A 15,230-nucleotide genomic window follows, 5' to 3' on the forward strand; every position below is an offset into this window, starting at 1 on the left:
TGAAATAAATTCTAATTATCTATTTTATGAGAACTTCTATTTCGTTCTTGATACTGTTTAGTATGCAAGTTATGAATACTTCTACCGCAATTGCTCAAGCTAATAAATCTGTAAGTATAATACCAAAACCAGCAAGAATTGTTGAGGCAACTGGTAGCTTATCGCTAAAGGAGGATGTGAAGATATTCTTTTCTGAAGGAGTTGATGATAAGGAAATTCTGCTTTCTTATTTGTCTGATCAGTTAAATGAGTTAACTGGTGTTAGAATTCCTAAAAAAGGAAGCAGAAAACTGCCTGCATCGAATAAAATTATTTTTAAAAAGGTTAATGACCACAATTGGGGAGAAGAAGAGTATTCTTTAATAGTTGATGCTACAGGAGTTTTGATTGAGGCTAAATCTGGAAAAGGATTTTTTTACGGAATACAATCTCTTTTGCAAATAATTCCTATAAATGCTGGTATAAAAATTCCGTATGTAAAGATATTAGATGAGCCAAGATATAAGTATCGAGGTATGCATTTGGATGTTTGCCGACATTTCTTTTCGGTCGATTTTATTAAGAAGTATATCGATTTAATGGCAATGTATAAGATGAATACTTTTCATTGGCATTTAACCGAAGATCAGGGTTGGAGAATCGAGATTAAAAAATATCCTAAACTAACCGATATTGGTGCATGGCGAATTGAAAAGGATGGAACAAGGTATGGTGGTTTCTATACGCAAGATCAAATAAAAGAGATTGTAAAATATGCGTCAGATCGATTCATAACTGTTATTCCAGAGATAGAATTGCCAGGACATTCTGTTGCTGCTCTCTCTGCTTATCCGCATTTAGCTTGTGTTGATGGACCCTTTAATGTGGAAAATGAATGGGGTGTATTTAAAGATGTTTATTGCGCAGGAAAAGAGGGAACATTCTCATTTTTAGAAGATGTACTGTTAGAAGTTATTGATTTATTTCCATCAAAGTACATTCATATTGGTGGTGATGAGTGTCCTAAAACAAATTGGGAATCTTGTGATTTGTGTCAAAAGCGAATGAAAGAAGAAGGCTTAAAAAATGAGCATGAATTGCAATCCTATTTTATTCAGCGAATTGAGAAGTTTTTACTCAGCAAGAATCGTAAGATTATTGGTTGGGATGAGATATTAGAAGGCGGCTTGGCTCCTGAAGCAACAGTTATGTCATGGCGAGGAACAGAAGGCGGTATTGAGGCTGCCAAACAGCATCATGATGTAATTATGACACCTGGATCACATTGTTATTTCGATCATTATCAGGATGATAATTATATTGAGCCTACTGCTATTGGGGGTTTCTCTCCACTACAAAAAGTATATGAATTTGAACCAACGCCTTCAGAATTGAATGAAGATGAGGCAAAATACATATTGGGAGCACAAGCAAATGTTTGGACTGAATATATGCATACATCAGATCGGGTAGAGTACATGATTGCTCCTCGAATTTGTGCTTTGGCAGAAGTTGTATGGTCGGGAAAGGATCAACGAAATTGGAATGATTTTCAAACAAGAATGGGGCATCATTATGAATTGTTACATCAAAAGGACATCAATTCATTTATACAAGCACCGCACGGAGGAGTTAATAAAAATTTCTTTTTCGATCAGATGAAGTTGCCTTTTGAGGTAAAGTTAGAGGATGCCAAAATTCGATATTCTTTGGATGGAACGGATCCTGATGATAATTCTACAATTTACACCAAGCCAGTTGTGTTGAAAAATACAAGTACGATAAAACTACAGACGGTTCATAAATCTGGCTTAACAAGTAAAATTAGAAGTCTGGAGTGCATTAAAATCTCACCATTAGTGTCAGATACAAGCTCAGGACTTGCTACAGGATTAAAGTACAAGATCATTAAGGGGAAATTCAATAATATTGCTGAAATAACGAATGATGAAGTAATGGAGTGTGGAGTTCTCGATAAAATTAAGTTTCCTAAAGATATCGAAGAGGAATTCTATGCTATGGAAATTACTGGATTTATAAAGGTTGATAAAAAAGCAACTTATACCTTTTTTAATTACGCAATAGATCCAACTCAAATTTCTATTGGAAATCAGCTTATCGTAAGTCATGAAGGTCTTAATTCAAGACATGAACGCAGAGGTAGAATACATATGGATGAGGGAATATATCCTATAAAAATTGTGATGATCAAAAATACGCCTTACGCCAATCAACAAGTATCTTGGTGTTCTAATTACTTCGATCAAATACCAATTAAATCAGAAAACCTATTTCATTAAAAAATATTGATCTCCCATTTTCATAATGGGAGATTTTTGTTTGTTTAAAGCTTACTTAAAATGTGTTTTGAGTAATTCTCTGATTTTATGTATCTTGTATATAGATACAGATAAATATGAAAAAAGGAAATACAAATTTAAGTGGGTACTATAGGGAAAAGTTTGATTCTTTTTTAATTTACCTGTCTGTGCTTAAGGATTTAAAGCAAGATGATGTTCATCGATTTAGAGTGTCGGTTAAAAATATCAAAAGCCTTCTTTTATTGGTTGAAGAGATGGATTCGAATACTGAAGAAGGCCTTCAAATGCAGAAACAACTTAATAAACTTTTTAAGTATGCAGGTAGTTTAAGAACCGTTCAAATTAGTACTGATTTGTTAAAGGAGAGTTCTTTTGAGATTGACCCAGAGATTTTTCAGTATCTGGAGACTCAAAAAGAGAATGCAATTCAAAAATTAGTAAAGCAAATTCATCAATTCAATATCCCAAAGTTTAAGAAACGAGCTATGCAAATTTGTATAGCCATTGATCAGATGGATTTCTCCACAATCAAAGATTTAACTGATAGAATAATTCATGATGAATTAGAAATTGTACGTAAATTATTTAATTCTTCTCATGGAGAAGATTATCATCATGAAATTAGAAAATTACTAAAAATAGTCAAGGGCTTGCATCATCTGATATTATCAAATGGCGAAGATGAAGACAGGCAAATTGCCGTTGAAATTGTAAACCAAACAGAAAGTTCTTTAGGTCATTGGCATGATTATAAGGTGTTAGATGATTATCTTACTTGCATGGAGTCAGAGTTTTCACGAACTGACATTAAACGTTTGATTAAGAGTATTAAAAATAGGAATACCAAAATTAAATTAGAACTGAAAAATAAATCTGATAAACTGCTTCGAGAAAACTTTAGATCAATTAATAATTAATTTTTACGCTTAAAAATATTTTTAATTTTTTGATAAATAGATTTCTTCTCTTTTTTACGTTTTTCCTTTCTTTCTTTGCGTTTCATTAATTTGTCACGATCAGTGGCCTCTACTCCAAATATCTTATCAAAAATATTTGTGTTTTCAGGAAGGTAGTGAGGGATTTCTAATTGAGCTAAAATATCACTATCTGGCTCTACAATGCGGGCATTTGTGTAATGTCTAAAATTTCTATTTTTGCTCAGTTTATGAAGGAATTTTCCATAAATTGGTAATGCCATGCTTGCACCTTGTCCTAAACTTAGAGAGTTAAAGTGTACTCTCATATCTTCTGCGCCCACCCAAGCTCCAGCTACTAAATTTGAGTTGTAACCAACATACCAACCATCTGCTTGAACTTGTGTTGTTCCTGTTTTTCCAGCCAAGTCTCCTTGTAGTCCATAAATAGAACGTAATGTTTTACCTGTTCCATCATTTACAACAGCTTGTAGCATATGGTTTAAAATATCTGCATTTTGAGGAGAAAGTACATATCTGTCTTCCTCTCGTTTAGATTTAAGATCAACAATTAGTTTTCCTTTATTATCCTCAATTTTTGAAATGTAATATGGATCGCTATGAACTCCTCTATTAGCAAGGGTAGCATAGACTTGTATCATCTCAAATAAAGAAATGTTAGCCGTTCCTAAGGCCAATGATGGTACTTTTGGAAGATTACTTTCAATTCCCATTTCTTCAGCCAAAACAATTGTGTTTCGAATACCTGTCTCAAGCAGAACATCTACTGCAATTGTATTCACCGACTCAGCTAAAGCTCCTTCCATACTGTAACTGCCTTCGTACAAATTATCTGCATTTCGAGGCGACCAATCATCATATTCTTTGTATACTTTTCGTTCATTCTTTAAATATTCAAAAGGCGATATTCCTTCATCAATAGCGGCTGCATAAACAATTGGTTTAAATATCGAACCAACTTGTCGTTTTGCCTTTACATGATCATATTTAAAGTGATCAAAACTAACACCACCAACCCAGGCTTTTATTTTCCCACTTCTAGGTTCCATCGCTAAAAATCCAGTGTTTAAGATTTGAGCATAATGTTTAAGTGAGTCTAGTGGAGAAATTTTAACTTCTTTATCGCCCTGCCATGTGAATATTTTCATATTCACTTTTGTATTAAAAACCTTATCGATTTCTTTCGCTGATTTTCCTTTGCTAATAAGTCGTTTGTAACGAATTGATCGTTTTTTTGCATCCTCTATTACGCCATTATCATTACCCCAAGGAGCTTTCTTCCCCCAATGCTGTTTAAATAGCGATTGCAGAGATTTCATGTGTTCAGCAACCGCTTCTTCTGCATTTCTCTGCATTCTTGCATCAAGAGTTGTAATAATGTTTAAGCCATCTCGGTAGATGTCATAAAAAGTCCCGTCTTCTTTAGGATAGTCTTTTAATATTTTGTTGGTCTCGATTCTAATTCTTTCACGAAGATAAGAGGCCAAGCCTTTGTTCGTAGACTGTTTTTGATATTGAATTTTTAAAGGTCGTGCTTGAAGTTCTTTTAATCTATTTTGAGATATAAATTCATATTTAGCCATCTGACTCAATACAGTATTCCTTCTTCTCTTAGATCTTTCTGGATGAAGCCTAGGATTGTAAGACGTAGGTGCTTTAAGCATTCCGATTAAGGTGGCACATTCATGAATTTGCAATTGATGTGCAGGCTTACTAAAGAATTGACGAGAGGCACTTTCAATTCCAAAAACATTTTCCCCAAATGAAACCGTATTTAGGTACAATTGCAAAATCTCTTTTTTGGAATATATTTTTTCTAGTCGGGAAGCAGTTATCGCTTCTTTTAATTTATTAACGGGCATGCTAAAAGGCCCAAAGTTTCTTCTCGGATATAGGTTTTTTGATAATTGTTGACTCAGGGTACTTCCGCCACCAGCACTTTTATTGCGCATGATCAACGATTTTACTAAAACTCGTAACAAGCTTCTTTGATCTACCCCTTGATGTTCGTAAAAACGTGCATCTTCCGTAGCTATCAGCGCATTTATTGCATCAGGAGTGATATCTTTAAAATTGACATTGGTTCTGTTCTCAGCATATACACGACCTAGAATTACGCCATCTCCGGAGTAAATTTCAGATGCGTTTGCATTTTTAATACTTTTTAAAGTATAATAATCTGGCAATTTTCCCCATGCTCCAATGTAAACGCTTCCAAATAATAGTGCAATAAAAAATGAGGCGACAAGAAATCCAAGGACTGCGAAGCGTATCAAATAGTTCGTGAATGAACGTTTAGTAGAGCCTTTCTTTTTGCTGATTTTTTTCTTTTTGGAGCTTGTTTTTCTTTTGCTCGTAATAGTCTTTGCCATGCTTATACAGTCTTCGAATTTAAGTAATAACGAAAAGTTGCCTCAAAGATTATAAAAATCATGAACTCTATTGAGAAATTTAACATTAAATTTAATCAATAGTGTGTCTTTTTTTCGTAATTTAATGTAACGGTATAAAATTAGATGCGTACAGCTGTATTGACCAGTGTTAATGATTTTGATGTAAACAATAGTAAAATGGAGATGTAATGAGCTTCTCTGTTTGATTATACTTAAAAGGAGAAGGAGAATGAAAGTAGATAGAGTTATCATAAAATCAAAACGAGATTTTGTAAACTTAGAACGGATTCAAATAAAACCAAACCTGCTTTTTATTTTCGGAGATAGGGAATTGTTATGTGATCAGAATTTTCAAGAAATACTTGATCGAAATTTTTCAGATGTTATCAAATTTGGTTGTTCTAGTGCTGGTGAAATAATGGGCTTGGAAGTGCATGAGAGATCCATTACAATTACGGCCGTTGAATTTGAATTGACAGAGATAAAAATAGAGGATGTATTGTTAACGAACTACAAGAATAGTGTAGAGTGTGGTGAAGTCCTTTGTGAAAAGTTTAAAAAGGATGGTCTGAAACATATTATGGTTCTAAGTGATGGTGTTAATGTGAATGGTGCTTGTTTAGTTGAAGGAATACAAAATAAATTGCCAAATGGAATTGCTGTAACAGGTGGTTTAGCAGGTGATGGTGTTGATTTCAATAAAACATTTGTATACGATAAATTGGGTAAACCAATAGAAAACTGTGTTAGTGCAATTGGCTTTTATGGAAATTCGTTAGATGTGGCTTATGGTTCGAATGGTGGATGGAATAGCTTTGGTTTAGAAAGGCTAGTGACCAAATCGAAAGGTAATGTTCTTTATGAAGTAGATAATCAGCCCGCATTATTATTGTATAAAGAGTTTTTAGGTGAAAAGGTAAATGAATTACCTGCTGCAGGATTACTTTTTCCGCTAAGTTTACGCCAAAATGATAAAGAAGAGCCGGTTGTAAGAACAATTCATGGTGTTAATGATGAGGATCAGAGTTTGGTGTTTGCGGGGAATATTCCTGAAGGGTCATATGTGAAATTGATGAAAGCAAATGTAGATCGATTGATTAATGGAGCTGAGTTATCCGCTGAAGCAAGTATTGAAATGATTGGTAAAGGAGAATCTGAATTGGCTATATTAATAAGTTGTGTTGGCCGCAGGTTGGTTTTAAAACAATTGGTTGAAGAGGAAGTTGAGGCGGTGTCGGAGGTGCTTGGAAATCAGGCTAAAATCACTGGTTTTTATTCTTATGGTGAGATTGCACCATTTAAAGATGGAAGCGCCTCTGTATTGCATAATCAAACCATGACAGTTACTACATTTTCAGAAAAATAGATTGTATGCATCGATTATTAAAAAGACAAATTCGGAAGTATTTATCTATAGAACAGGAAGGGCAACTTTCTGAATTTTTAAATGCAGTGGATGAGGCATATCTCGGGTTTGATTCTGATTTAGGACATTTGGAGAATATTCTGGAAAAAAGTTCTCAAGAGCTTTTTAAAGCAAATCAAGAGTTGAAAAAGGCGGTGGTTTCTAAGACGGAAGAGATTGAAAAAACACATTCGAAACTAGAATCTGTTGTGAATAATGTTAACGAAGTGATATTTCAAACCAATTCGGAAGGTGAATGGATTTATTTAAATCCAATGTGGGAGAAAATTACTGGCTTTAAGATAGATAGCAGTATTGGTCGTAAAACATTTGATTTTATTCACCCTTTGGATATTGAAGGGTGTAAAAATAAAGTTCGAGAGTTAATCTCAGGTGGAATTCATCGTGGGTTTAATGAGCTTAGACTGTTAACCAATGAAGGAAGTTTTGTTTGGTGTGAGTTGACGGTAAGAGCAACATCTGATGTGGATGGAAATATTAATGGGCTTACAGGAACATTTAAAGATATTTCAGAGCGAAAGAGATTGGAACTTGAGAACAAGAAAAATGAAGAAAAGTATAAGTTAATATTTGAAAAGTCATCGGTTGCATACTTGGTAATTAAGAAAGCACAATTTATAGAATGTAATCAAGCTTGTTTGGATCTGTTCGGTGTAAAAAAACGTGAAGATTTTCTTTTAAGAAATGTATTGGATTTTTCTCCAGAGTTTCAGCCAGATGGCTTGCTTTCTGAAGTAAAAGCAATGGAAATGATTCAGAAGGGGAAATCTAATGGCTTTAATAAGTTTGATTGGATACATAAAAAAGAAGATGGAACGGAATTTCCAGTTGAGGTTGCCCTTAACTCTGTTAATTTAATGGATGGTAATGTATTATTTGTTGTTCTTAATGACCTAATGGAGCGCAAAGCGGTAGAACAAGAATTAATATTAGCGAAAGAGAAGGCCGAAGATGCAACGTCGGCTAAAGCTCAATTCTTATCGACAATGTCGCATGAAATTCGAACACCGATGAATGCGGTGATAGGTGTTACCCACCTACTTTCAGAAGATGACCCTCGAGAAGATCAAATTCAGAATCTAAACATTTTAAAGTTGTCAGCAGATAACCTAATGACTTTAATTAATGACATTCTTGATTTTAGTAAGATTGAAGCTGGACGAGTTGATTTAGAGGCTGTAGACTTTAATTTTAGAAGTTTAGTAGGAAATATTGCTTCTGGTTTTAAAGTTAAATCAAAAGAGAAAGGTTTAGATCTGATTGTTGATGTTGATCCTAAAATTCCTGCACATGTAATTGGTGATCCGATGCGAATTTCGCAGGTGTTGAATAATTTATGCTCGAATGCGATAAAATTTACGGAAAAAGGTTCTGTGAAAATTAAAGTGGTATTTTTAGGTGTAGATAAGAACATAGTGAACTTACAGTTTCAGGTAAGCGATACGGGAATTGGAATCCCAATGAATAAGCAAGATCAAATATTTAATTCTTTTTCTCAGGCTGATTCTAATACGACGAGAATATATGGCGGAACAGGATTGGGTTTAACGATCTCAAAAAAACTAATTGAGATAATGAATGGTTCTATTTCTGTAGAGAGTTTGCCTGAAAAGGGAACTACTTTTATGGTGAATTTAGATCTTTCGATTAGTCATAAATCTATGCCAAAAGTCGGTTTTACGACAGAGAGTATAAAAGATATTGATAAGGTAAAAGGTCTGCATGTATTGGTAGCTGAAGACAATGAAATGAATATTTTAATCATTAAGCAATTTTTGAAAAAGTGGGAGATAAGTTATGAAATTGCTATGAATGGTCAGATCGCATTTGATAAAGTTAAAACTGGTAATTTCGATATGGTTTTGATGGATTTACAAATGCCAATTATGGATGGATATCATACTACAATTAACATACGTAAGTTAAAAGAAGAGAGGTTTGTGAAGCTTCCAATACTTGCAATTACGGCTTCTGCATTTAGTGAAATCAGGAAAAAGGTTTTAGAAGCAGGCATGAATGATTTTGTTACGAAACCAATAAATCCAGATGAGTTGTTTGCAAAAATTGAAAAATATGTAAATTAGTTTGGCTCTATTAAGATCCATTGATCAATTTTTGTCATTGGACAATAGTCTGAATTTGCCAAAGACTTGTGAAAAGGATAAGCAATTTGTGACAAATACAATCCTTGTGGAAAGGCCAAATTAAGAAATTTAGGAGCTGTTTTATTGCGAATCATATCTTCAAATTCGACTATGCTTTTTTTACCAATTCCTACTTCAATTAGTTCATGAACTAAAATTCGAATCATTGCTCTTAAAAAACGATTGGCTGTTATTTGTAAACGAAATTTTGTTTGATCTTCATTGCTGAAAAATTGGATTGAAAAGATATCACAACGCGTATGATTGTGGCTGTCTGGAGATTTGCAAAAAGCTCTAAAGTCAGAATATTTTAATAACACTGAAGCTGCCTTACTCATTAATCCAGCATTTGGATGAATATCGTAATATGAGCTAATGTTATTTAAAAATGGAATTTTTTTGGTGTGAATAAAATAGTCGTAGGTTCTTTCTTTTGCACTTGTCTGTGCATGTATCTTAGGGTCGACTTCAAAAACATCGTAAACCGAAATGCTCGGTGGAAGAATTTTATTTACGGCAAAAAGATGATTATTGTTCCATATTTTGTCGGTATTGACATGAAAAAAATACTGGGATGCGTGTACACCAGCATCTGTTCTGCCACAACCGATACAAACGACTTTTTCTTTTAGTAATTTAGATAAATTGTCTTCAAGAACTTGCTGAATGCTTGTTACATTATTTTGACGTTGCCAGCCTTTGTATTCAGTTCCTTTGTATCCTATGTGAAAAAAGTACCTCACGATATTTACTTTATCTGATGATGAAATGTTTTGCTGCGCAAAGGTATCATTAACTTATTCTTTTGAGAATTGAATTTGAACTCTTTTTTTAAGATTGGTGATTGTGTATTGTTTTTAAATAGCAAACAGGGGAGAATAATCTATTGGGAATATCTTATATTAGAGCTCGATTTTATATCGAACACCTAATTTAAACAACATAAAGAATGAAAAGAATATTTTTTGCTTTACTGGCAATGCTTGCAGTATCAAGTGTTCAAGCTCAATCGGTTTTGGATCAGGTTAATGATCCATTTTTTGGTGAAAGTTGTACCAGTATAATGGTTGGCAAAAAAGCAACTACTGATGGATCAGTAATTACGAGTCACACTTGTGATGGCCGTTACCGTACTTGGTTAACTTTTGAAAAAGCACAAAAATTTGATAAAAAAGCAACTCACAAAGTTTATAAAGGGACTTTGAAAACTGAGACAGCCTGGGATCAAAGAAAAATGAAACTTGCAGGCGAAATTGATCAGGTAGAATCAACTTTTGCTTATTTGAACACAGCTTATCCTTGTCTTAACGAAAAACAGCTTGCTATTGGTGAAACAACTTTTGTTGGCCCAGAAGAGCTCGTAAATGAAAATGGCATGTTTCTAATTGAAGAGTTAGAACGAATTGCTTTACAACGTTGTACAACAGCACGTGATGCGATTAAACTAATAGGTAAACTTATCAAGAAGCATGGTTACGGCGACTGGGGTGAGTGTATCACTATTGCTGACAAGAAAGAAGTATGGCAATTAGAAATCCTTGGTGAAGGTCCTGATAATATTGGTGGTGTTTGGGCTGCTCAACGTATTCCTGATGGTCATGTTGGTGTTTCTGCTAACATCTCAAGAATTGGCATTATTGAAAAGAAAAATAAGGATTACTTTATGTATTCGGATAATGTTTTTTCTGTAGCAAAGGAATTGGAACGATGGGATGGCAAAGAAGAATTTAAATTTTGGAAAGTATATGGTGGTGTTGATAAACCATTTAAAATTCGCGAATTCTTCATTCTAAATCACTTTGCTCCTTCTTTGAATCTTGATTTTGAAGCTGATGAACTACCATTTTCAGTAAAACCTGACAATAAAATCTCTGTGAAAGATGTCATGGCAATGTATAGAGAAACTTATGAAGGAACTAAGTATGACATGACTCAGAACCTTAAGGTGATCAAGAAAAAGAAAAATGATAAAAAAGAAGTTATTGGTGTAGATACGATAACTGCTCTAAATGCTCATCCTTGGCCAAATGGAAATAATCGAAAATTATATAACTACTTAAAAGATGGTTCTGTTGAATATCAAAGAACTGTTGCGGTGTCGTGGTGTTCTTATTCATTTGTTACTCAATTGAGAGATTGGTTACCTGATGAAGTTGGTGGTGTAGCTTGGTTCTCATTCGACAATCCTGGTCAAAGTCCACGAATTCCAATTTACGCTGGTACAACTGAACTTCCTGAGTCATTTAACTATTGCGGACAAAAGCGCTACCGCGCTGATGCTACAATTTGGGCTTATCGTAAAGCAAATAAATTGGCAACTCTTGCATGGCAGAATACTCGCGAAGAAATGATGGCTGATGTTGCTCATTTCGAAAACAAAGGCTTTGAAGATGCGGAAGCCTTAGAAGTAAAAATTAAGAAATTACTTAAAGAAGGTAAGAAAGATGAAGCTAAAATTCTTTTGAATAAATTTACCCGCGATTTCACTGGAGCTACAATGCTTCGTTGGAAAGAATTAGAAAATAAATATTGGGGAAAGTTCGGCTTAGGATTCTAATCTAATTTCAGAACTAGCATATAAAAAGCCGTTTGAATAATCTTTCAAACGGCTTTTTTCTATTCGTGGTTTTCTGCAAATTCTTTAAACATTTTCAAATATTTATTGGTCTGCTTTTTAAATACCCCAGGCATAAGCCAGCCAATTAATTTTATAAATCCTTTCAATTGAAATTCTTGTTCAGTTAGGTATTTGGTTTTGCTATCAGTGAGTGAAACGAAACTAATTTTAGCAAGGTTGTAGACTCCTTTAGCTTCGTAAGTTGCTGTAAATTCTTCTGGAAGTTTATTTTCGAGAATGGTTTCGATCATTTCAATTTCACGCTTGCCTTCTTTAAAAAGCATTTTGGTTGTAGAGCCCTTTTCTCCAGGCTTGCCTTCCAAATGTTCTATTGATTGAAGACCATTCATCCATTTAAATAAATTATCCTCATTATCGAACAGTTCAACAACTTTATTAATTGGCTGGTTAATTTCAATCTCATCTGTATATTTCATTTACATTCAATTTATGTGTAGGTGAATAGCTTGTTACGTAGTAAGATACAAAAAATATTAAAAGAATTATTTGGATGTTTATAGGTCTTGGTGAATTTGGATAAGGTTACCACAGGTATCTTCAAAAATTGCAGAAATACCCCATTTTGATTCTGTTGGCTTCTGTGTAAATGTAACCCCTTTAGCTATTAATTCTTCATATTTTTCATGAACATCAATCGCATTTAAAGTTATTACGGGTAAAGAATCCTTATACATAGCCTCTTGATATGTTTTTGCCGCAGGATGTGTATTTGGCTCTAAAAGTAATGCAGTACCATCTCGATCTTCGGGAGCAACAACTATGGCTAGGGAAGCAACAGGTACGAACATATGCTCAAGAAAGCCAATATATTCGGTGTAAAAATGAAAAGCCTTAATTGGATTGTTTACGTATACACTGGTTAGCTTTATTTTCATGAGATGAGGGCTTAATAAGAATGTTTATTCAATATCAGAAAAAATGTTGAAAACCTAAGGTATTTGACTTGTGAAATGGATTTTAATCTTGTCGCCAAATTTTAATTCATTGATTCAAGTTGCGAAAAATTAATTTCTAAGTAAATAAAAGAGCAATGAAATAGCTCTGTAACTTGTTTTTTCATGCTATAGGATAGTTTTTTGATGTTGGATGGGAAATAAAATCAGATATCTTTGTCTTTTGTTTTAAAATCAGAAATGATTGGAAGAACGAATGGTAATTAATCATTATTTATGTTTTTATTTTAAAGAATAACAATGGAACAATTGAGAATCGAATCAGAGAGATGTTCTCAGGTGTCTCGTTTTAAAAGGTGGGGTCATAAGGGCTATAGTGTGTTTCAAAGTCTGAAACTAAAAATCACAATAGGTTGTCTTGTAGTGACATATCTTAGTATCGCCACTTTTAAAAATGCTAGTGCTCAAACAGAAATCATCTATGTAAACCAGGATCAGAAACTGGATGAGGTGGTTGTGAGTGCATTGAGAACACCCGTAACATACTCTCAGGTTGCCAGAGTGGTAACCGTAATGGAGAGAGATGAAATTAATGCCGCACCGGTACAGAGTGTGCAGGATCTTTTGGAGCATCTGCTGAATGTGGATGTACGACAGAGAGGAAATCATGGAGTGCAGGCCGACGTGAGTATTCGCGGAGGCAGTTTCGATCAAACAATGATTCTGTTAAATGGAGTGAATATCACCGATCCCCAGACAGGTCACCTAAGCATGAATCTTCCGGTAGATCTGGAAAGTATTGAGCGTGTTGAAATTCTTCAAGGACCTGGCGCTAGAGTCTTCGGTCCCAATGCGTTTAGCGGAGCGATCAATTTTATTACCGGCACCAAAAATAAAAATAATTTAAAGCTTGCTGCAAGTGTTGGAGAAGATGGATTTTATTCCCTATCAGCAGGAACAACATATCTTACAGGGCCTCTTAAATCCTACCTTGCTCTGAGTCGTAAAGCCAGTGATGGGTACATTGAGAATACTGACTTTACATCTACAAATCTTTTTTATCAGGGACAATTAACGACTTCCGAAGGAGATCTGGATCTTCAGTTGGGATACAATACCAAGGGATTTGGAGCCAATAGTTTTTATACACCTGCGTACCCAAATCAGTACGAGGAGAATAAAACCACATTCGCTAGTTTGCGCTTTTCCACAAAAGGCAAGGTGAAATTTACCCCCGTTGTTTATTGGCGCCGCCATCAGGACCGGTTTGAACTATTCCGAAGCAATCCTGCTTCGTGGTATTCGTCTCACAACTACCATTTAACGGATGTCTATGGCACAAATTTGAACACCAGCTTTAACTGGGCTTTGGGAAAGAGTGCGACTGGTGTGGAATTCAGATCAGAGAACATTTGGAGTAATGTATTAGGCGAGGAGATGGATGAACCAATGAAGGTGCCCGGAGAGACCGGAGCTTTCTTTACAAAACAGCACACTCGTACAAATTTGAGTTATTTTTTGGAGCACAACATTTATTTTGATCGATTAACCATTTCTGCAGGAATCATGGCAAATTGGAATTCTGATTTGGGGCGGAGCTTTAACTTTTATCCAGGTGTGGATCTGAGTTATCAGCTAAAAGGAAATTTGAAATGGTATGCTTCATTGAATCACTCTTTGCGTATGCCTACCTTTACAGATCTTTACTATGCAGGTCCCACAAACATTGGAAATGCAGACCTTGAACCGGAGGAGGCAACCACATGGGAAAGTGGATTCAAATTTAACAATCACTTATTTAGGGCACATGCTTCCATCTTCTATCGCAAGGGGACTAATATGATTGATTGGGTGAAGCAGAATGCAGAAGATAAATGGCAAAGTCAGAATCTAACGGAAATAAATACGCTGGGACTGGAATTTTCGACACAACTGTATCCAAGAGTAATTTGGAGTGAGGACTTTCCTTTGAAGAGTCTGAAAATGACTTATGGTTATCTGAATATGGATAAATCTTCCGATGAGTTTATATCTCAGTATGTGTTGGATAATCTTAAACACAAGTTGAGTCTTACTGCCGACCATGTGATTTGGGGTGATTTGGGAGCTTCATGGAGTGTCTCGTATCAAGATCGCGAAGGTGGATACCTTTATTACGATAAAGCCAATAGCACTTACGGAGAGGAGCGTAGCTATTCTCCTTTTTGGTTGATGGATGGTCGTATTTATTATCAACGACCTGTCTATACGCTATATGCTGAGGCTTCTAATTTATTGGATAAAGATTATTACGATAGAGGCAACATCACGCAACCGGGCAGATGGTTACGAGTAGGAGTGAAGGTGAATCTTGATTTGTAGAGGTTTACTTCTAGAATAAAACAATAGAGGCTGTTCCAAAAGCAAGAATCTACTTCGTAAGATTCTGAATTCTTTTGGTCAGCCTCATTTTTTTGAGGTATCCTTACTTCTTGTATGCAAAGCTTGATATAAAAATGATC

At 34.8% G+C, this 15,230-nt stretch carries 10 protein-coding genes; 6 read left to right on the top strand and 4 right to left on the bottom strand.

Annotation, left to right across the window (positions count from 1 at the left end):
- Positions 1 to 26 precede the first annotated feature (26 nt).
- Both L3049_RS16630 and L3049_RS16635 read left to right on the top strand, forming a co-directional pair.
- Positions 27 to 2,279 carry a family 20 glycosylhydrolase gene (locus L3049_RS16630; RefSeq protein WP_275110946.1) on the top strand — a complete coding sequence of 751 codons (2,253 nt, stop codon included), beginning with the start codon at positions 27 to 29 and terminating at the stop codon, positions 2,277 to 2,279.
- A gap of 116 nt (positions 2,280 to 2,395) precedes the next feature.
- Positions 2,396 to 3,217, top strand: a complete 822-nt coding sequence (locus L3049_RS16635; RefSeq protein WP_275110947.1) for a CHAD domain-containing protein — start codon at positions 2,396 to 2,398, stop codon at positions 3,215 to 3,217.
- Here the strand turns inward: L3049_RS16635 and L3049_RS16640 are convergent.
- A complete protein-coding gene (locus L3049_RS16640) occupies positions 3,214 to 5,607 on the bottom strand; it encodes a penicillin-binding protein 1A (RefSeq protein WP_275110948.1) in 2,394 nt (797 codons plus the stop codon). The two genes, L3049_RS16635 and L3049_RS16640, sit on opposite strands and share 4 nt — an antisense overlap.
- A gap of 250 nt (positions 5,608 to 5,857) precedes the next feature.
- Here L3049_RS16640 and L3049_RS16645 point away from each other — a divergent pair, with 250 nt between their 5' ends.
- Together L3049_RS16645 and L3049_RS16650 are read left to right on the top strand one after the other, a co-directional pair.
- A complete protein-coding gene (locus tag L3049_RS16645) occupies positions 5,858 to 6,994 on the top strand; it encodes an FIST signal transduction protein (protein ID WP_275110949.1) in 1,137 nt (378 codons plus the stop codon).
- Between the two features lie 5 nt (positions 6,995 to 6,999).
- On the top strand, positions 7,000 to 9,138 hold the full coding sequence (locus tag L3049_RS16650; RefSeq protein ID WP_275110950.1) for a PAS domain-containing hybrid sensor histidine kinase/response regulator: 2,139 nt from the start codon (positions 7,000 to 7,002) through the stop codon (positions 9,136 to 9,138).
- Here L3049_RS16650 and truA read toward each other — a convergent pair.
- On the bottom strand, positions 9,135 to 9,941 hold the full coding sequence (gene truA, locus L3049_RS16655) for a tRNA pseudouridine(38-40) synthase TruA (protein ID WP_275110951.1): 807 nt from the start codon (positions 9,939 to 9,941) through the stop codon (positions 9,135 to 9,137). The two genes, L3049_RS16650 and truA, sit on opposite strands and share 4 nt — an antisense overlap.
- A 206-nt stretch (positions 9,942 to 10,147) precedes the next feature.
- Between truA and L3049_RS16660 the strand changes: the two genes are divergently transcribed.
- Positions 10,148 to 11,755, top strand: a complete 1,608-nt coding sequence (locus L3049_RS16660; RefSeq protein ID WP_275110952.1) for a dipeptidase — start codon at positions 10,148 to 10,150, stop codon at positions 11,753 to 11,755.
- Positions 11,756 to 11,814: 59 nt separating this feature from the next.
- Here L3049_RS16660 and L3049_RS16665 read toward each other — a convergent pair whose 3' ends face one another.
- Positions 11,815 to 12,252, bottom strand: a complete 438-nt coding sequence (locus L3049_RS16665) for an SRPBCC family protein (protein WP_275110953.1) — start codon at positions 12,250 to 12,252, stop codon at positions 11,815 to 11,817.
- A 78-nt stretch (positions 12,253 to 12,330) separates the two neighbouring features.
- Entirely contained in the window at positions 12,331 to 12,711 is a 381-nt protein-coding gene (locus L3049_RS16670) for a VOC family protein (protein WP_275110954.1), read from the bottom strand.
- Between the two features lie 318 nt (positions 12,712 to 13,029).
- Here L3049_RS16670 and L3049_RS16675 point away from each other — a divergent pair, with 318 nt between their 5' ends.
- Positions 13,030 to 15,090 carry a TonB-dependent receptor plug domain-containing protein gene (locus L3049_RS16675; RefSeq protein ID WP_275110955.1) on the top strand — a complete coding sequence of 687 codons (2,061 nt, stop codon included), beginning with the start codon at positions 13,030 to 13,032 and terminating at the stop codon, positions 15,088 to 15,090.
- The last annotated feature ends 140 nt before the right edge of the window (positions 15,091 to 15,230 follow it).

The sequence above is a fragment of the Labilibaculum sp. DW002 genome, assembly GCF_029029525.1.
GTDB classification, from domain to species: Bacteria; Bacteroidota; Bacteroidia; order Bacteroidales; family Marinifilaceae; genus Paralabilibaculum; species Paralabilibaculum antarcticum.

Coding starts and splice junctions, on each gene's coding strand:
- L3049_RS16630 (WP_275110946.1), top strand. CDS start 27: ATGAGAACTTCTATTTCGTTCTTGATACTGTTTAGTATGCAAGTTATG.
- L3049_RS16635 (WP_275110947.1), top strand. CDS start 2,396: ATGAAAAAAGGAAATACAAATTTAAGTGGGTACTATAGGGAAAAGTTT.
- L3049_RS16640 (WP_275110948.1), bottom strand. CDS start 5,607: ATGGCAAAGACTATTACGAGCAAAAGAAAAACAAGCTCCAAAAAGAAA.
- L3049_RS16645 (WP_275110949.1), top strand. CDS start 5,858: ATGAAAGTAGATAGAGTTATCATAAAATCAAAACGAGATTTTGTAAAC.
- L3049_RS16650 (WP_275110950.1), top strand. CDS start 7,000: ATGCATCGATTATTAAAAAGACAAATTCGGAAGTATTTATCTATAGAA.
- L3049_RS16660 (WP_275110952.1), top strand. CDS start 10,148: ATGAAAAGAATATTTTTTGCTTTACTGGCAATGCTTGCAGTATCAAGT.
- L3049_RS16665 (WP_275110953.1), bottom strand. CDS start 12,252: ATGAAATATACAGATGAGATTGAAATTAACCAGCCAATTAATAAAGTT.
- L3049_RS16670 (WP_275110954.1), bottom strand. CDS start 12,711: ATGAAAATAAAGCTAACCAGTGTATACGTAAACAATCCAATTAAGGCT.
- L3049_RS16675 (WP_275110955.1), top strand. CDS start 13,030: ATGGAACAATTGAGAATCGAATCAGAGAGATGTTCTCAGGTGTCTCGT.